The organism is Spiractinospora alimapuensis, from assembly GCF_018437505.1.
GTDB lineage: Bacteria > Actinomycetota > Actinomycetes > Streptosporangiales > Streptosporangiaceae > Spiractinospora > Spiractinospora alimapuensis.
Genome location: NZ_CP072467.1, coordinates 1,067,929 through 1,084,734 on the forward strand (window position 1 = coordinate 1,067,929; position 16,806 = coordinate 1,084,734).

General features: G+C 70.7%; 17 protein-coding genes. 4 read left to right on the forward strand and 13 right to left on the reverse strand.

Translation table 11 applies throughout. From position 1 onward, the window contains the following. Positions 1-279: 279 nt before the first annotated feature. Positions 280-2,589, forward strand: coding sequence for a transglutaminase family protein (locus tag J4H86_RS04990; protein WP_236542330.1), 2,310 nt, complete (start codon positions 280-282; stop codon positions 2,587-2,589). Between the two features lie 661 nt (positions 2,590-3,250). Here J4H86_RS04990 and J4H86_RS04995 read toward each other — a convergent pair. The 10 genes from J4H86_RS04995 to J4H86_RS05040 form a co-directional block, all read right to left on the reverse strand. Next, complete coding sequence (locus J4H86_RS04995; protein WP_236542331.1) at positions 3,251-3,643, reverse strand: DUF3040 domain-containing protein; 393 nt, start codon at positions 3,641-3,643, stop codon at positions 3,251-3,253. 214 nt (positions 3,644-3,857) lie between these two features. Next, positions 3,858-5,147: a DNA polymerase IV gene (gene dinB, locus J4H86_RS05000; protein ID WP_236542332.1), complete on the reverse strand. Its 1,290-nt coding sequence runs from the start codon at positions 5,145-5,147 to the stop codon at positions 3,858-3,860. Between the two features lie 85 nt (positions 5,148-5,232). Further along, positions 5,233-5,991: a methyltransferase domain-containing protein gene (locus J4H86_RS05005; RefSeq protein WP_236542333.1), complete on the reverse strand. Its 759-nt coding sequence runs from the start codon at positions 5,989-5,991 to the stop codon at positions 5,233-5,235. An 88-nt stretch (positions 5,992-6,079) separates the two neighbouring features. Further along, positions 6,080-6,493 carry a transcription antitermination factor NusB gene (gene nusB / locus J4H86_RS05010; protein ID WP_236542334.1) on the reverse strand — a complete coding sequence of 138 codons (414 nt, stop codon included), beginning with the start codon at positions 6,491-6,493 and terminating at the stop codon, positions 6,080-6,082. Continuing rightward, the gene (gene efp, locus J4H86_RS05015) at positions 6,493-7,056 is read right to left on the reverse strand and encodes an elongation factor P (RefSeq protein ID WP_236543907.1); all 564 of its coding nucleotides are present in this window, start codon (positions 7,054-7,056) and stop codon (positions 6,493-6,495) included. Before efp ends, nusB begins: the two co-directional genes overlap by 1 nt. A gap of 96 nt (positions 7,057-7,152) precedes the next feature. Beyond that, a complete protein-coding gene (gene aroB / locus J4H86_RS05020) occupies positions 7,153-8,238 on the reverse strand; it encodes a 3-dehydroquinate synthase (RefSeq protein WP_236542335.1) in 1,086 nt (361 codons plus the stop codon). Then, positions 8,235-8,774 carry a shikimate kinase gene (locus J4H86_RS05025; protein ID WP_236542336.1) on the reverse strand — a complete coding sequence of 180 codons (540 nt, stop codon included), beginning with the start codon at positions 8,772-8,774 and terminating at the stop codon, positions 8,235-8,237. Before J4H86_RS05025 ends, aroB begins: the two co-directional genes overlap by 4 nt. 1 nt (position 8,775) lies before the next feature. After that, positions 8,776-9,954: a chorismate synthase gene (gene aroC / locus J4H86_RS05030; protein ID WP_236542337.1), complete on the reverse strand. Its 1,179-nt coding sequence runs from the start codon at positions 9,952-9,954 to the stop codon at positions 8,776-8,778. A gap of 55 nt (positions 9,955-10,009) precedes the next feature. After that, positions 10,010-10,840 carry a prepilin peptidase gene (locus tag J4H86_RS05035; protein ID WP_236542338.1) on the reverse strand — a complete coding sequence of 277 codons (831 nt, stop codon included), beginning with the start codon at positions 10,838-10,840 and terminating at the stop codon, positions 10,010-10,012. 421 nt (positions 10,841-11,261) lie between these two features. Then, entirely contained in the window at positions 11,262-11,705 is a 444-nt protein-coding gene (locus tag J4H86_RS05040; RefSeq protein WP_236542339.1) for a MarR family winged helix-turn-helix transcriptional regulator, read from the reverse strand. A 50-nt stretch (positions 11,706-11,755) separates the two neighbouring features. Between J4H86_RS05040 and J4H86_RS05045 the strand changes: the two genes are divergently transcribed. Continuing rightward, positions 11,756-12,760, forward strand: a complete 1,005-nt coding sequence (locus tag J4H86_RS05045) for a quinone oxidoreductase family protein (protein ID WP_236542340.1) — start codon at positions 11,756-11,758, stop codon at positions 12,758-12,760. Between the two features lie 13 nt (positions 12,761-12,773). Here J4H86_RS05045 and J4H86_RS05050 read toward each other — a convergent pair whose 3' ends face one another. Both J4H86_RS05050 and J4H86_RS05055 read right to left on the reverse strand, forming a co-directional pair. Then, positions 12,774-13,487 carry an SseB family protein gene (locus J4H86_RS05050; protein WP_236542341.1) on the reverse strand — a complete coding sequence of 238 codons (714 nt, stop codon included), beginning with the start codon at positions 13,485-13,487 and terminating at the stop codon, positions 12,774-12,776. Positions 13,488-13,585: 98 nt separating this feature from the next. Beyond that, entirely contained in the window at positions 13,586-14,041 is a 456-nt protein-coding gene (locus J4H86_RS05055) for a MarR family winged helix-turn-helix transcriptional regulator (protein ID WP_236542342.1), read from the reverse strand. A 140-nt stretch (positions 14,042-14,181) separates the two neighbouring features. Between J4H86_RS05055 and J4H86_RS05060 the strand changes: the two genes are divergently transcribed. Continuing rightward, a complete protein-coding gene (locus J4H86_RS05060) occupies positions 14,182-14,724 on the forward strand; it encodes a YceI family protein (protein WP_236542343.1) in 543 nt (180 codons plus the stop codon). A 73-nt stretch (positions 14,725-14,797) separates the two neighbouring features. Further along, a complete protein-coding gene (locus J4H86_RS05065; RefSeq protein ID WP_269134530.1) occupies positions 14,798-15,124 on the forward strand; it encodes a DUF2470 domain-containing protein in 327 nt (108 codons plus the stop codon). Between the two features lie 169 nt (positions 15,125-15,293). Here the strand turns inward: J4H86_RS05065 and J4H86_RS05070 are convergent, their stop codons facing one another. Beyond that, on the reverse strand, positions 15,294-16,466 hold the full coding sequence (locus tag J4H86_RS05070; protein WP_236542344.1) for a CaiB/BaiF CoA transferase family protein: 1,173 nt from the start codon (positions 16,464-16,466) through the stop codon (positions 15,294-15,296). Positions 16,467-16,806 lie beyond the last annotated feature (340 nt).

A 16,806-nucleotide genomic window follows, 5' to 3' on the forward strand; every position in this document is an offset into this window, starting at 1 on the left:
CTCCATGCGTTCCGCTCGAGGAGAGAAGCACACGCGCGGCCGGCCGCGTCGGTCACGGGGTGGCGGGGGACATGGGTGGGGGCGGGCGACGACCCGCCTCGGTCCCGTCCTCGTCGTGGCGACCGTGGCGCGCCCACTCCCGCCGTGGCGACTCTCGTGCGACGCGTGCCAGCCGGTGGGTGCGACGTGCGGCGAGCCGCGAACCGCCGTGCTCGGCCGGCACGCGGAGGTCCGTCACGTCACCCAGGGAATCGTGGTGACCGGAGGGGGCGAACACGGATGAGGCGACGTCTGGCCCTCGCCGCGGCGGTGGCCACGGCGGCCGGAGTGCCGCAGCTCCATCCTCTGTTCCTGGAGACGTCCTGGATCGTCGTGCCGTTGGGGATGGTCCTCGCGGTCTCCCTTCTTCGTGTGCTGGTGGAGTCCCTCGGCAGGGGCACCATCGTGGTGCTGCTCGCCCAGAGCGTGGGCGTGCTCCTCGTGCTCACCACGCGCTTCGCCGGGAGTTCGGCGCTGCTCGGTGTGGTCCCCACGCCGGGGTCGCTGGCCGATCTGGGCGTGTTGCTGGCGCGGGGCGTGGTGGAGATCCAGACCAATCCCGCGCCGATCTCCGCGAGTCCGGCCATCGTGGTGGTGACGAGCCTGGCGGTGGCGCTCGTCGCGATCCTCGTGGACCAGTTGGCGGTGACGTTCCGCGCCCCGGCACTGACCGGGCTCCCGCTCGCGGGCTTGGCGTTGGTTCCACTGTTCGTGCACTACCAAGGAACGAACTGGCTGGCGTTCTCGCTCGCGGCGGGCGGGTTCCTGTGCCTGCTCGCCGTGGACGGCTGGGCCCGGACACACGCCTGGCACGGTAGGACGGATCGTCTCTCCGGGGCGGCCGCCGTGGGCGCCGCCGGTGGGTTGGACGTGTCCCGCCTCGCGACGCGTACGGGGGCGATCGCGCTCGCGGCGGCGCTGTTGGTCCCGGTGTTCGTCCCTCACCTCACGGGGGACGCGCTGTACACGTGGGCCGGTGACCGCAGGTCGGACGGTGAGAGTGTGACCACGGTGCATCCGCTGGTCAGTCTGCAACGGGACCTGCGCAGCTCTCCGGAGGAGGTGGTCCTCACCTACGAGACCGACGCGTCCCGCCCCGAGTACCTGCGCACGCACGCCTTGGACACGTTCGACGGGGAGAACTGGACGATGTCCCCGCTCAACGCGGGACGCCAACACCTCGTGGACGAGGAGTCCCTTCCGACTCCGCCGGGGCGGGGGTCGGGGGAGGTAGTGGAGACATCCATCCAGTTGGCGGACCACCTACGGGCCGTGGACTTCCTCGCCATGCCCTACCCGGCGCGCGAGGTCACCGCGCCGGGGGCCTGGTACGTCGACCCGGAGTCCCTGATGGTGTTCACCGTGAGCGACCCGGCCCGAGGTGGCTCCTCCTACACCGTGCGCACCGAGGCGCCGGTGGCGGACGCCGAGGCGTTGGCCCGGGTGCGCAACGCCTCGCCCAGTGTGCACGATCGGTACCTGGAACTGCCCGACTCGGTGAGCGCGGACGTCGCCGATCTCACCGAGCGGGTGACCGAGGACGCGGACGGACCTCACGAGGCGGCCGTCGCGCTGCAGGACTGGTTCACCGGAGGTGATTTCGACTACGACCTCGACCCTCCGTCGGTGCCGGAGAACGCCGATCCACTGGACGACTTCGTCCTCGACCAACGGACTGGGTACTGCGAACAGTTCGCGGGGGCGATGGCGGTGATGGCTCGGCTGGCCGGGATCCCGTCCCGCGTCGGCGTCGGCTACACGCCCGGTGAGCGGCGGGGTGACGACTGGGTGGTGCGGCGCCAGAACGCGCACGCGTGGCCGGAACTGTACTTCGAGGGCTACGGCTGGCTCCGGTTCGAGCCCACGCCCGCCTCGACCGCCGGACAGGGGAACGCCGCGGTGCCCTCGTGGGCACAGGCGGCTCAGGAAAGCGCACCCGAGGAGTCGGAGGCGAGCACCGCCGAGGACGGCGACGATCCCGCCGCGCAGGGGGACGAGGAGACGCCGCCCGACGCGGGGGAGGACCCTCTCGACTCCGAGCTGGCGGAGGACGAGGGCGGCGTCACCACCCGGTCACCGCTGGACTCGACGCCGATCGTGGTGACGCTCCTGATCGTGCTCGTGGTGTTGGTGACGCCGTGGGTGTTCCGAACGGCGGTGCGCGGTTGGCGGTTCGCCCGCGCGGGCGACGACTCCGCGCGCGCTGGCGCGGCCTGGTCCGAGATCCGCGACACCTGCCGTGACCTGTCCCTGCCGTGGAGTTCCGCCCACAGCCCCCGTGCCGCGTCACGCGCTCTCCTCGAGACGGTGGAGCTGCCCAAGCAGGCACGCCGAGCCCTGTGGCGTATCGCGTCGGCCGAGGAACAGGCACGGTACGCGCCGCACGCTCCGGTGGCCCCGTCGCTCCGGGCCGACACCCACACCGTCCGCTCGGCAGTCCTTCGTTCGGTGAGCCGCCGCGCCCGGCTGCGTGCCATCGTTCTCCCGCGTTCCCTGTGGCCACTCGGTACGGACCGGCTGGATCGAACAGCCGGGATCGCCGGATCCTGACCGTGGTGTGCCGGGAACCGCGCGATGCCGCGGGCGGACGCAGAGCTCACGTCCCCGCGTCGTCGCCGTAGACACGGCTGGACCAGACCTCGGGGACCGCCCGGTGTGCCGGGGCAACCGTGATACCTCGAGCGGACGCACAAGGGACACCTCCCGCCACGACAGACACGGCGGCAGCGAACGGTGGGAGTGAGCGACCGACCATCACGGAAGCGGCCCCGGCCGCACGGAACAAAGGGACGAGGCGCGTGGCGCCAACCGATCGAGCCCGTGCCCCCGCGACAGAGCTCACATCCCCGCGTCGTCGCCGTAGACACGGCTGGACCAGACCTCGGGGACCGCCCGGTGTGCCGGGGAACCACGACTTCGGGCGGACACACAAGGAACCCACGCGGCACGACAGACAGGGCGGCTCGATGCGTCAGGAGATCCACACAGGCGAACTCCGGCACCGAACGATCAAGGCGACCCGCCGCCATGAAGCGGCCCCGGCCAACCGATCGAGCCCGTGCCCCCGCGACAGGGCCGTACCCCCGCGAGGTCGCCGGTGACGCGACGCCGATGTGGTGTCCGGGCTCGAGCGAGGCGGGGCGAGGACGCGCCCGCGTGCTCGCCCGTCGCCACAACCCGCCACAAACGCTTCAGGCTCCGCGACCGCGGGCTATGAGTCGCCTTCCTGGCGCCGTTTCCACCGCTCTTCGAAGCGGTTCATCATCCCGCCGCGTTGCTGCTTGCGGGATGGGGCGGCGGCCGGTTCGGCCTCGCCACCACCGTTGACCATACGACGCCACGCGGCGAGGAACCACAGTGCGCACGCCAGCATGATCAGGAAACCCAACGCGCTGACGCCGTACCCGATCGGGTTGTTGACGATCACGCCCCCCATGAGGAGCCCGATCCCGAGGAAGAACCCGACCGACGACTTGACGATCGAGCCTCGGTAGTGGGCCTGCGGGGTGGTCTGCCGCACGGTGTTGGCGAACTTTGGATCCTCGTCGTACAGCGCCCGCTCGATCTGGTCGAGCATGCGCTGCTCGTGTTCAGAGAGCGGCACGGCGCCTCCCTATGACAGTCCCCGAGTGGGGTGGCGGGTACTGGAGCAGAGTCCCGTCAACGCTGCTGCCCCCAGAATACGGCGGATTGACGCCCGGTGGAAAGAACGGTTGCGCGTATCGGTGACCCACACCAGTCACCCTACCCGCGTGACGGGGCCAACACACCAGCCCCCCGCGATACGCAACAGTCCCGGACATCGTCGTTCCACCCATCTAGCGATCGTGCCGTGAGGAGTCGTCGGGGGGTTTGAGTGCCGCGGGGCGGATCGAGTCGGCACCGAAGCGCTTGACGACCTGGTCCATCGCCCGTTCGGCGGCGTTCCAGGCGTCGCCCGGGTCCTCCTCCAACGTCATCTGCCGTGGTTGGCTCTCGGCGTCTACCAGGCCGCTGACGCGTACTCCCACTAACCGCAAACGGACACGTTCCATTCCCGCGGCGGCGTACATGTGGCGTACCTCGGTGTAGATCTCCCGGGCGAGCGCGGTGCCCTCGTCCAGGGTGTGTGACCGGGTGATGGTCGTGAAGTCGGCGCGGCGCAGTTTCACGGTGACGGTGCGGGCGACGAGGCCCTCGGCACGGGTTCGGCGCGCCACCTTCTCCGACAGCCGCAGGAGTTCCCGGTTGATGGTGGCGGCGTCCGCCGTGTCCTGGGCGAAGGTCTCCTCGGCGCTGATGCTGCGCTCCGCGGTGTCGGAGCCGGGGACGACCTTTCGGGGGTCTTCTCCCCGGGCCAGCGCCGCCAGGTGGTTACCCGAGGCGACGCCCAACTGGTCGCGCAGCACCTCGTCGGAGACGCGTGTCGCGACGTCGCCGATCGTGCGCAGCCCAAGCCGGTGCAACGCCGACTCGGTCTTCTCCCCCACCCCCCACATTGCCCCGACGGGCAACGGGTGCAGGAAGTCCAGGACACGGTCCGCGGGCACGTACAACAGACCGTCCGGTTTGCAGACCGTGGAGGCCAGCTTGGCGACGAACTTGGTGGGGCCCACCCCGACCGAACACGTGAGGCGCTGTTCGGAGCTGATCCTGCCGCGAATGAACTCCGCGATGTGGACCGGGTCGCCCATGCGCAGTCGCGCACCGCCCACGTCGAGGAACGCCTCATCGAGCGAGAGGGCCTCCACCTGGGGTGTGACGGCGCCCAGGATGTCCATGACCGCCTCGGAGGCCTGTGCGTACTTGCGGTGGTCCGGGGGGATGACCACGGCGTCGGGGCAGGCGCGCAGCGCCCGCACCATCGGCATGGCCGAGTGGACTCCGTAGGCCCGGGCCTGGTAGTTCGCGGAGGACACCACCCCACGAGGACCCGGATGACCGACGATCAGGGGCCGGCCCCGGGCCTCGGGGTGGTCGAGCTCCTCGACCGCCGCGAAGAAGGCGTCCATGTCGACGTGCAGGACGTGGCTCTGGCTCGCGTCCACGGTGGCGGGCAGCGGGACGACGCCGTCCGCACCCACCATGCCGCGTTGCGGCACCCCACGTTCCAACTGACGTCGGCTCATACCACCAGTGTGCGCCACGACCGGCACTGTGGCGGCCGGCCGCGTTCCTCCCGCGGGCGGGACACGGGCGTCGACGGCCGCGGGGTCAGGCGGTGCGCCACCCCAGGACGTGGATCTGTGTGGCGATTCCGGACAGTGTCGGGTGTGCCGAGGCCTCGCGTTCTAGCTCCGCCAGTGTCTGCGCGCTCGCCTCGCCGGTGTCGAACAGGCGCCCGGGCACCAGGTCGGTGAATACCCGGACCCCGGCCGGCGCGTCAGCGCGCAGGCCGGTCCCCTCGACCAGACGCAGGAGTTCCGCGCCGGTGAACCTCCTGGGAACGGGATCGTGCGCTCCGGAGCGGCCCTGGGGCGATCGCAGCACGTGCAGGGCCCCGTCGGGGTCACCGGCCAGGGCCCGGTGCAGGACGGCCGCGAGCGCGTTCGTGGCGAGGACGCTTACGGCGCCGCGTGGCCGCACGCAGCGACTCACCGCCGTGAGCACCGCGGCGGGGTCCTCGACGTGTTCCAGGACGGTGTGGAGCAGGACCAGGTGGACGCTGCCGGGCTCGACGAGTCGCTCGAGGTCGGCCGCGTCCCCCTGGAGTCCGCGGACCTCCACACCGGTCTCGTCGGCGCGTCGTTCCAGCGCGGCGAGGGAGTCGGGACTGGGGTCCACGACGGTGACCCGGTGCCCCAGCTCCGCGAGCCGGACGGCGGACCCGCCGGTTCCCCCGCCCACGTCCAGCACCTCGAGCGGCGCGGGGTCCGGTTGGCGGTCCAGCACCGCACGCAGGGACGCCCACAGCGTGTCGGTGCCGTGCGTGCCCGTGTGGGCGGTTCCTCTGTCGACCGGGTCCTGCGACAAGCGGCCTCCCTCGACCCGTGGTGGTGTGCGTGCTGCCCCGCAGGGGACCGGAGCCCGCCGACCTCCACCCCTCGGTTGCCCGACGGGGTCAGAGCGTCAGGGTCTCCTTGTGCTCGAGCACCCGTGAGAGCAGGCCGTTGACGAAGCCAGGGGCGTCGTCACTGGACAGGTCGCGGGCGGCCGCGACCGCCTCGGCGACCGCGACTCCGTCGGGAACGTCCTCGACGCCGAGCATCTCATAGATCCCCATCCGCAGGATGTTGCGGTCCACGATCGGCATCCGGTCAACGGTCCACCCGATGGCGAACTGGGCGATCAACGCGTCCAGCCGGTCACGGTGGAGGTCGATCTCGGTCGCGAGGTCCTCGGTGAAGTCGTTGATGGGCGGGCTGGTCTGGGCGCGGCGCCGTTTCACCACGTCGGCGACGTCGACCCCGCGCACCTCCGCCTCGTACAACACCTCGATCGTGCGCAGCCGGGCTTTGTGTCTGGAACCGTTCACTAGTTGACGCGGCTCAGATAGTCACCGCTGCGGGTGTCGACCTTCACGCGCTCGCCGGTGGTCACGAACAGGGGAACCTGGATGACGGCCCCGGTCTCCAGCGTGGCGGGCTTGGTGCCGCCGGTGGAGCGGTCGCCCTGCAGCCCGGGCTCGGTCTCGCTGATCGTGAGGTCGACGGCGGCCGGCAGCTCGACGTAGAGCGGGTTGCCGTCGTTCGTCGCCACCGTGGCGATGGAGCTCTCCAGCAGGTAGTCGGCGTTGCTACCGACCACGTTGGCGGGGACCTCGAGCTGCTCGTAGGTCTGGGTGTCCATGAAGACGTAGGAGACGCCGTCGAAGTAGAGGTACTGCATGTCGCGACGGTCAACGTTGGCGACATCCACCTTGATGCCGGCGTTGAAGGTCTTGTCCACGACCTTGCCCGAGGTGACGTTCTTGAGCTTGGTACGCACGAACGCGCCACCCTTGCCCGGCTTGACGTGCTGGAACTCCACGACGCTCCAGAGCTCGCCGCCGTCGAGTCTCAGCACAATGCCGTTCTTGAGATCGTTGGTCGAGGCCACTTCGGTTGTCACTCTCCAGATTCGGGCGTGTTGAGCCGGAGTCTCATGTCCGGCTTGCGATTGTAGTGTCTCGGTGTACTGCTTCCCGCCGGGCGATCAGGCGCTGACGTCGCCGTACGCGGCGCTCAGCAGGTCCTCCGGCGGGTCGGTCAGTGTTCCCGGGCGGGCGAGGTCGTCCAGCACCACGAAGCGTCGCACCGCGCCGCGGTTCTTCTTGTCCACCCGCATCGCGTCGCGCAGGGCGGGCCAGGAGTCGACGTCGTAGCTGGTGGGAAGGCCCACAGCGCGCAGGATATCCCGGTGTCGGTCCACGAGCTCCTGGTCGATCCGACCGTCGCGTCGCGCCAGTTCGGCCGCGTAGACCATACCGATGGCGACGGCGTGGCCGTGTCGGAACCGGTAGTCCTCGACTTTCTCCACGGCGTGCGCGAGCGTGTGGCCGTAGTTGAGGATCTCCCGCCGCCCGCTTTCCCGCAGGTCACCGGAGACGACCTCGGCCTTCACCGTGACGGCCCGCTCCACCAGCTCCCGGGTGTGCGCACCGTCGGGCCGGGCGGCGACGTCGGCGTCGCGCTCGACCAGGTCGAGGATGACGGGGTCGGCGATGAACCCGGCCTTGATCACCTCGGCGAGTCCGCCGATGTAGTCCTGACGGGGAAGCGAGTCCAGGACGTCGAGATCGCAGACCACCGCGGCCGGTGGGTGGAAGGAACCGACGAGGTTCTTGCCCTCGGCCGTGTTGATGCCGGTCTTCCCGCCCACCGCCGCGTCGACCATGGCGAGAAGCGTGGTGGGTACGTGGACGACGTCGACGCCACGCAGCCACGTGGCGGCGACGAAGCCGGCGAGGTCGGTGACGGCGCCGCCGCCGACGCCCACGACGACGTCGGCGCGGGTGAAGCCGGCCTGCCCCAACTGTGCCCACAGGCCGGAGGCGACGTCGACGTGTTTCGCGGCCTCACCGGCCGGAACCGGCAGGGCGAGGACCTCGTGTCCGGCGTCGGCCAACGCGGCGCGGACGCGCCGGGCGAGCTCCTCGAGGCCCTCGGGGTGGACGACGCCCACCCGTCGGGGGGTCGGGCCAACACAGGGCGCGACCTCACCGAGGATCCCCCGCCCCACGACGACGTCGTAGGGGCGCTCGGTCCCGTTGGCGCCGACGGTGATCCGGGTGGGGCTCATCGGGACCCCGCCGTGTGGTTTCCCAGGGCGGCCAGGATCTCGTCGACGATCTCCTCGGGGTGGTATCCCGTGGTGTTGACGGTCGCGGTGGCGAGGCCCTCGTAGATGGGGAGACGTTCCTCCAACAGCGCTTTGAGGCGGGCACGTGGGTTGCCGGCGAGGAGCGGCCTCGCCTGGTTGAGTCCGACCCGCTTCACCGCGTCGGCGAAGTCCACCTGGAGGTAGACCACCGCGTGCGCGGCGAGATCGGCCCGGGTCCGCTCGTCGAGCACGGATCCGCCACCCAGGGCGACGACGCCGGACGCCTCGCGCAGGGCGTCGGCCACGGCGGCGCGCTCGAGCCGCCGGAACTCCTCTTCGCCCTCGTCGAGGAAGATGTCGCCGATGGGTTTGCCCGCCCGGTGCTCCACGACGATGTCGATGTCGACGAAGTCCACGTCGAGCCGCTCGGCCAGCAGGGTGCCGATGGTGCTCTTACCGGCGCCGGGCGGTCCGATGATCACCGCTTTGGGTGCGGAGTGTGCGCTCTCGTCCATGTCAGCGGATCTCCAGTGTGTCGAGGTAGGCACGTGCGTTGCGCCGGACCTCCGCGAGTGAGTCCCCGCCGAACTTCTCCAGGACCGCCTCGGCGAGCACGAGGGCGACCATGGCCTCGGCGACGACGCCCGCGGCCGGCACCGCCGTGACGTCACTGCGCTGGTGGTGCGCCTGCGTGGCCTCGCCGGTGACGACGTCCACGGTGTCCAGGGCGCGGGGCACGGTGGCGATCGGCTTCATCGCGACCCGGACCCGTAGGGGGTCGCCGGTGGACATGCCGCCCTCGACTCCCCCGGCGCGGTTGGTGCGGCGCCGCAGGCCGGACTCCCCGGGCTCGATCTCGTCGTGGGCGGCGGATCCGCGTCGGGTCGCCGTGGCGAAGCCGTCGCCGATCTCGACACCCTTCATCGCCTGGATTCCCATGAGCGCTCCCGCGAGCCGGGCGTCCAGGCGCCGGTCCCAGTGCACGTGGCTGCCGAGACCTGGTGGGAGTCCGTAGGCGACGACCTCGACCACACCGCCGAGGGTGTCGCCGGTCTTCTTGGTGTCGTCCACCTCGGCCACCATGCGGGCGCTGGTGTCGGGGTCGGCGCAGCGCACCGGGTCGGCGTCGACACGGGGCAGGTCATCGCGCCCCGGCAGCGTGCCCTCGGGCACGGAGACCCCGCCCATCGCCACGACGTGGCTGAGGATCTCCACGTCCAGGGCCTGGCGGCAGAACTGGCGTGCGACCTCCCCGATGGCGACCCGCGCGGCCGTCTCGCGGGCGCTGGCGCGCTCCAGGATCGGGCGTGCCTCGGAGTGGCCGTACTTCTGCATGCCGGCGAGGTCGGCGTGACCGGGGCGGGGACGGGTGAGGGGCGCGTTTCGGGCCAGCCCCTCCAGTTCGTCGTCGGGGACGGGGTCGGCGGACATGACCGTCTCCCACTTGGGCCACTCGCTGTTGGCCACCTCGACGGCGACGGGCGAGCCCAGGGTGCTTCCGTGTCGGAGACCCCCGATGACCCGCACCTGGTCCCGCTCGAACTTCATCCGGGCGCCGCGGCCGTACCCGGCACGCCGGCGCTGGAGCGCCGTGGCGATGTCGTCGGAGGTCACCGACACACCGGCCGGTAGTCCCTCCAGGGTCGCGACGAGTGCGGGTCCGTGTGATTCGCCCGCGGTCAGCCAACGCAGCATAGTTCCAATTTTCCCATGTCTCCGTACGTGCTGTGGCCACGGAGGCGCAGGCCTCTCAGGGGAGCAGTGCGGAGAGCGTCCGCGCGGTCCAAGGGCCCGCGATAACAGCTCCGAGCGTACCGACCGCCATGAACGGTCCGAGCGGGACCACCGTGCCGCGGGCCTCGCGCAGCGCGACCCGCCACCCGGTCGGCTCGGGTCGCACCCGCCAACGATAGGTCGCGGCGGCGACGCCGTACCCGGCGGAGAGAAAACTCCACAGATAGAACGCGACGACGATGTTGATGATTCCGGTCCAGCCCAGGTAGGCACCGAGAAGGCCCACGATCTTGATGTCGCCACCACCTATCCCCCGGCCGAAGAGCAGACCGACCAGGCCATAGATCGCGGTCAGACCGACGAGCCCGGCTCCGGCGCCCAGCAGCGGCTCGGGGCCGCCCCACAGCGCGGCGAGGCCGAGGAGCAGGAACGCGACCGGGTAGGCCGGGAGTACGAGGCGGTCCGGGAGACGATGGACCCGGGCGTCGATGACGGCGACGGGGACGAGGACCGCGGCGAGGAAGCCGAAGGCCACGAGCTCGAAGCCGACGTCGAACCGGACCGCCAGGGCGGCGAACGTCGCGGCGAGCAGGAGCGGGACCAGGACGTCGCCCCGCGCTCGGTGGTGACAGTGCGGACAGGGCGCTCGGGAGAACAGCCGAGGCGGAACGGGCGACCATCGCGACCAGGGGACGATGGTGCCGCAGGTGGGGCACTGCGGTGGGGGCGGGACCACCGTCTCCTCGTCCGGGTAGGGGACGAACATGCCGGTGACGGGGGCCAGCCACAGCCCGAGGAGTCCGCCCAGCGCCGCCACCACCCCGACGCTCGCCAACTCCGCCCCCATCGTCTCCCCCTCCGTGCCACCGCGCGATTCCGTCGACCGTCAGGATCCACCATCCGCGGCGGTGGGGGTAGTCGGAGGCGTGGACGTGTGGACCGGCCGGCTCGTCACGCACGCGTTGGCGTGTCACACGCGAGAGGCCCCGCTGAGGAACTGGCGAGCCACCGGGAGCCGGGGCCGGGGCCGCGAACGCGTGCCACGGGTGGGCGGACCACTCGGTGTGGCCGGCCAGGCCGGCCGCGTCGTGCGGCCTTCACCGACCTGGCGGGGGTGCGGCGTGCCGAGAGTGCGCACCGCCACTCCCTCGAACCCCCGCGAACACGATCGCCCGCTGGGGCGCTCCGAACACGGCGCGGTGACGTCGCGGGAGCCTCACCCACGCCCCTTCTCGGGTGGCGGGGATTGGGCGGCCTCCCGCGCGCGGTCAGTGTCCCTCGAGTTGGTTCCGGACCTCGCGGACGAGGGTCGTGGCGTCGTCGAGTCGTCCTTCGGTGAACCGCTCCGCGAACTCGGCCAGCAGGGGCGCACGGGCGGCGCGGGCCGCGGCGGCGAGGTCCGCTCCTCGTGCGGTGAGCGTGATGAGGACAGCTCGGCCGTCCTGGGGCGAGGCGGCGCGTGTGACCAGGCCCTCGGCGTCGAGCCGGCCGATGAGTCGGCTCGGGTGGCCGGATTCGGCGACGAGGTGTGTGGCGAGTTCCTTGAGCGTGACCGGCCCCAGCCGTTCCAGGGCCATCAACGCGTCCGCCTGGACACAGGTGAGTCCCAGTTCTTTGAACGTCCGGGTGAGGACGGGGTTGAGCTCGGCGATCATGCTCTTCACCTCGAAGATGAACTCGAGCACGGATTCGTCGGCCAATTTAGATGACATGTGACCTACTTGTCTGTATCGTCTAGTGCATGACATGTTACGTAAATTCGGTGCGTCACACACGACGCTCCGCCCGCGTCACCCGGTTCGGCGCCCCCGAGACCACTCTGTCGAACGAACCGACGAATCCACGTCGAATCGGACACCGTGCGCGGATCCGCGTCACCCACGCCTCCGTGGGCGTCACCGACGTCCTGGCCCGCGACGGGCGCTACCTCCTGAAGCCGAGGACGGGGTTCGTTCCCGGGTACGACTTCGTCGGAGTGCTCGAGGAGCTCGCTCCGGGGGCCAGCCCCAATGGGCTCTCCCCCGGCCAGCGTGTCGCCGGAGTCCTGCCGCGAATGGGGGCCCACGCCACGGAGGTTCGAGTGAACCCCGCACTCCTCGCCGCCGTTCCCGACGGGCTCGACTCGGAGGTCGCCGCCACACTGCCGCTCGACGCGCTCACCGCGTACCACGCGCTTGACCAGGGCCCCGCCGGCGCCACTCAGGTGCTGGTCCAGGGCGCGGGGGGCGCGGTGGGGAGCCTCGCCGTCCAGCTCGCGCGCGAGCGCGGCCTCGCCGTGTTCGGTACCGCGTCCGCCCGGACCGGGCACACGGCCGAGAGCCACGGCGCCCGGGTGTTCGACTACCGCGACCCCGCGTGGCTGGACGCCTTGTCGGCCGAGCTCGACGGCGGTGTCGACCTCGCGATCGACCACACGGGCGGCACGCGGGTGCGTCGGGTGGTCGCGCGGCACGGACGTGTCGTACGGACCGCGTTCGGCGACGCGTCCGCGCTTCCACGCGCCACGACCGCGCTCCGTAGCCTGGGAACGGTCGCGCGACACCTCGCCCGACCCACGGAGCGGATCTGCTCCGTCCCACTGTGGGCGATGGCGCGTCCGTCCGAGGTTGGGCGCACCTTGGACGCACTGTTGGAGCGGTGCGCCCACGGACGGTTGTCGCCCCCCAGCCCACGAGTCGTGCCGTTCACCGCGTACGACGAGGCCGTCGGACTGACCCGGGATCAGGCACCCGGCACCAAGGTCGTGCTGCGGATGCCACCGGGGTGACGTCCGGCTCGGCTCAACCCTGGTCGGCTTGGGCGCGGACGACCGCGCTGAGCTCGACGCCGCTGGGCAGCATGGGCCGCAGGTGCCCGCGGAGCTCCTCGGCGATCCTGCGGACCATGGCGTCGTCACGGCGGTGGAGTTCCAGACGGACCCCCAGGTCGGCGCGGTCGGAGTCCAGGACACGGACGCGATCGATGTCGGTCTCGGCCTGGGTGACGCGGTAGATGGTGGCGAGAACCTGTGGGTCGGCCTTGGCCTCGGGGACACTGCCGTCCTGGGCGAAGGCGCGCAGGAAGTAGTCCTCCACCGCGTAGGTCACGGGACCGGCGACGTCGATGACGAGAGCGTCCGCGCCTTCGTCGAGCGCCGCCTGGCAGGCCTCCTCCACGTAGGCGGGGACGGGGCGGGCGTCGCGACGCCAGCGTTGCATGGCGTCCACGCAGGTGAAGGCGAGCACACCACGGCGGCCGTCCGCACCGACCATGATGGGCAGGGCGACGTCGCTGCGCTTCTCCCGGGTGCGACCGTTGGCGTCGGTCTCGGTCTCCGAAGCCAGGGCGACGACGGGGATCAGCAAGCGCACACCGCCGAGGACCGCGAGCACGTCACGGTCGGTCGCGGTGCGCTTGGCGAAGGAGTGCAACGCTGCCCGCAGCGTGGGATCGACCGCTCCGGTGTCGCCGGTGAATCGCCGCGCTCCGATGATCTGAGGTCCTGTGGCCGTCACGCTTCGACCCTACCCAGGGCCGGCCCGCGTCGTGACGGTCCCCCCGTGCCCTGGGGACATCTTGGGCGTGTCGCGGACGAGGTGTGCGTCCGCACGCGTCAGTCGTCGAGCCCTCGGTTCAGCCGGTCGAGGGTGTCGCGCAGTTCCTTGAGGTCGTCGGGCGTGAGGTGGTCGAAGAAGTAGCGCCGAACGTCGGAGACGTGCCCCGGCGCCGCGGAGCGGACGGCCTCGAGCCCCTTGTCGGTGAGCACCGCCCACGACCCACGCCGGTCCTCCCCGCAGGTCTCCCGGCGCACGTACCCGTCCCGCTCCAGTCGGGCGACCTGGTGTGAGAGACGACTCTTGGACACCAGGACGGCGTCGGCGAGCAGACTCATCCGCAGTCGCCGCTCCGGCGCCTCGGACAGGTGGACCAGCAGCCCGTACTCCACGAGCGTGATCCCGCTCTCCTTGCGCAGCGCGCGGTCCAGACGCTCGTCGAGCTTGGACGTCACGGCGAGGTAGGTACGCCAGACGTGCTGTTCTTCGGGGTCGAGCCACCCCACCACGTTCATGCCTCCAGTGTAGACTTGCGCGAAATTAGTTTAAGCATAAACTATCTCCACGGGGGCTTCCGGCAGAGCGCACTGCGGACAGCCATGCCGTTTCGCTTAGAGTAACAATGAAACCACCATCCGTTATGGGGGCATCACCTATGAGCGACGTCCAGATCAAACCCGGAACGTGGACCATCGACCCGGACCACACCGAGATCGCGTTCACCGTGCGGCACATGATGGTGAGCAAGGTCCGGGGACGGTTCGACAAGTTCTCGTCCACGATGCGCATCGACGAGGACCCAGCGAAGTCCTCGGTCGAGGCGACCATCGACGCCTCGTCGATCGACACCGGGCAGGAGGATCGGGACAACCACATCCGGTCCGCCGACTTCTTCGAGGTCGACAAGCACCCGTCGTTCCTGTTCAAGTCGACCGGGATCCGGCCGGCCGGCGACGACTTCGTTCTCACCGGTGACCTCACGATCAAGGGCAACACGCGACCGGTCGAGTTGAAGCTGGAGTTCAACGGGACCACCGTCGACCCCTACGGCAACGACCGCGCCGGTTTCCACGCCGAGACCGAGATCGAGCGCAGCGAGTTCGGCGTCGACATCAAGATGCCGATGGACGGCGGCGGGGTCGTCGTCGGCGAGCGCATCAAGATCGAGATCGACGCGGAGTACACGCGCCAGCAGTGACCACCTGACGGGTATCGTGGGGTGGCTTCCGTCCGGCCACCCCCGATACCACTCACGCAGTTGGGAGCGCCCGGTGAACGACACCGCGTCGACCAATCCGTTCTCGCCAGAGGTCGTCGCGGCCGTCTGTCGACACATGAACGAGGACCACCCCGAGGACTCGCTCCTGATCTGCAGAGCCTTGGGTGGCGTCCCCGACGCCACCGCGGCCCGCATGACCGGCTTGGACGGCCACGGTGGGGACTTCGTCGTCACGGTCGCCGGGGGCGAGACGAGCGTCCGCCTGCCGTGGGCGCGGGAACTCACCGAACGCCCCCAGATCCGGGCGGAGGTCGTGCGGATGTACCGGGAGGCGTGCGCGCGGCTGGGTGTCACCCCCCGCGGTGAGGACGAGCACTGAGCGAGTAGGCCGCTCCCCTCCCCCGGTCGTCCTCCCACTTTCTCTGGATTCCGGCCGGCGCGCGGGCGTCATCCCGTCCGGTTCGCCGTCGCCGTCGTCACGGTCACACGCGCCGGGCCCCGGGGATGGTCGACTCTCCCCCGGGGCCCGGCGGACCGTTCGTCTGGACCTACCGCTCGTCCAGCCCGTCCAACCACGCGCGGACGCTCTCGTTGTGCTCGCCCAGCATGGGCGGCGCCACGTGCTCCTGCCGCCCGCCGTCGTCGAAGCGGACCGCCGATCCGGGCAGATCGATCTGCCCGAGGACACTGTGCTCGACCGGCAGGACGAGTCCCTGGGAGCGGGTCTGGTCCCAGGAGTAGACCTCGTCGATGGTGCGGATCGCGCCGCAAGGGATACCGGCGGCGTTGATGCGCTCCAGCCACGAGTCCCGTGTGTCCGTGGCGAACACCGCCTCCAGCTCGGTGTTGAGCGCCGCCCGGTTGGTGACGCGGTCGGGGTTCGTGGCGAAGCGTGGGTCGGCGACGTCGAGCCCGACCAGCTCAGCGAAGATCTTCCACTGTCGTTCGCTGGCCACCGCGATCTGGAACATGCCGTCGGCACACGAGTAGGCGCCGTACGGGGCGATGGACGGGTGGTGGTTGCCCAGCGCGGTGGGCACCTCGCCGCCCACCGTCCATCGGGTTCCCTGGAACGCGTGCACACCGACGATGGACGACAGCAGGGAGGTCCGCACCACACGCCCGCGGCCGGTCTGGTTCCGCTCGTACAGCGCGGCCAACACGCCGTGCGCGCCGTGCAGACCGGCGAGGAGGTCACCGATCGGGACGCCGACCTTGGTGGGGTCGTCGGGGCCGGCGCCGGTGATGCTCATCAGGCCGGCCTCGCCCTGGGCGATCTGGTCGTAGCCCGCGCGACCGCCCTCCGGGCCGTCGTGGCCGAACCCGCTGATCGAGCAGACGACCATCCGGGAGTTCAGCTCATGGATGTGTTCCACGGGGAAGCCCAGCCGGTCCAGCACCCCGGGGCGGAAGTTCTCCACCAGCACGTCGGAGGCGCGGATCAGCCGGGTGAGTTGGGCCTTGCCGTCGTCGGACTTGAGGTCGAGCTCGATGGACTCCTTGTTGCGGTTGCAGGACAGGAAGTAGGTGCTGATCGGGCCGTCCTCCGGACCGACGAAGGGCGGCCCCCAAGTTCGGGTGTCGTCCCCGCTGCCCGGGGCCTCGACCTTGATCACGCGCGCTCCCAGGTCCCCCAGCAGCATGGCGGCGTGGGGACCAGCGAGGGCCCGGGACAGGTCCAGCACCACGATGCCGGCAAGGGGTCCACCAGCGTCCGTCATAGTCGACTCCCGTCACAGATGAATTGGCCTAGCCAATTCAGCACGTTAGTGATCGACAACGCGGCCCGACAAGGCGGGGCCCGGAAATCCCGCCGCACATCACACCGGCTCCCACCCGTGGGGGCCGCCATCTCGAGCACGGTCCCGCTCCGGGGAGCGGTGACACGGCGACGGGCGGAACGAAGGAATCCCCGCGAAACCGCGCCTCTCCCCACCCATAGGAGGGGAAGGGCGTCAAAGAGTGACTACCCTGGAACCACGTCCGGGACAACCGAACGTGTACCCGTCACCCGCCCCGAGGACGACCGATGGCCCAGTCCGATCCGGATGACCACACCGG

Excerpts from the sequence above, each read along its gene's own strand:
- J4H86_RS05040 (WP_236542339.1), bottom strand. The coding sequence starts at position 11,705 with ATGTCATCTAAATTGGCCGACGAATCCGTGCTCGAGTTCATCTTCGAG.
- dinB (WP_236542332.1), bottom strand. The coding sequence starts at position 5,147 with ATGAGCCGACGTCAGTTGGAACGTGGGGTGCCGCAACGCGGCATGGTG.
- J4H86_RS05025 (WP_236542336.1), bottom strand. The coding sequence starts at position 8,774 with ATGGACGAGAGCGCACACTCCGCACCCAAAGCGGTGATCATCGGACCG.
- aroB (WP_236542335.1), bottom strand. The coding sequence starts at position 8,238 with ATGAGCCCCACCCGGATCACCGTCGGCGCCAACGGGACCGAGCGCCCC.
- J4H86_RS05060 (WP_236542343.1), top strand. The coding sequence starts at position 14,182 with ATGAGCGACGTCCAGATCAAACCCGGAACGTGGACCATCGACCCGGAC.
- aroC (WP_236542337.1), bottom strand. The coding sequence starts at position 9,954 with ATGCTGCGTTGGCTGACCGCGGGCGAATCACACGGACCCGCACTCGTC.
- J4H86_RS04990 (WP_236542330.1), top strand. The coding sequence starts at position 280 with ATGAGGCGACGTCTGGCCCTCGCCGCGGCGGTGGCCACGGCGGCCGGA.
- J4H86_RS05070 (WP_236542344.1), bottom strand. The coding sequence starts at position 16,466 with ATGACGGACGCTGGTGGACCCCTTGCCGGCATCGTGGTGCTGGACCTG.
- J4H86_RS05055 (WP_236542342.1), bottom strand. The coding sequence starts at position 14,041 with ATGAACGTGGTGGGGTGGCTCGACCCCGAAGAACAGCACGTCTGGCGT.
- J4H86_RS05035 (WP_236542338.1), bottom strand. The coding sequence starts at position 10,840 with ATGGGGGCGGAGTTGGCGAGCGTCGGGGTGGTGGCGGCGCTGGGCGGA.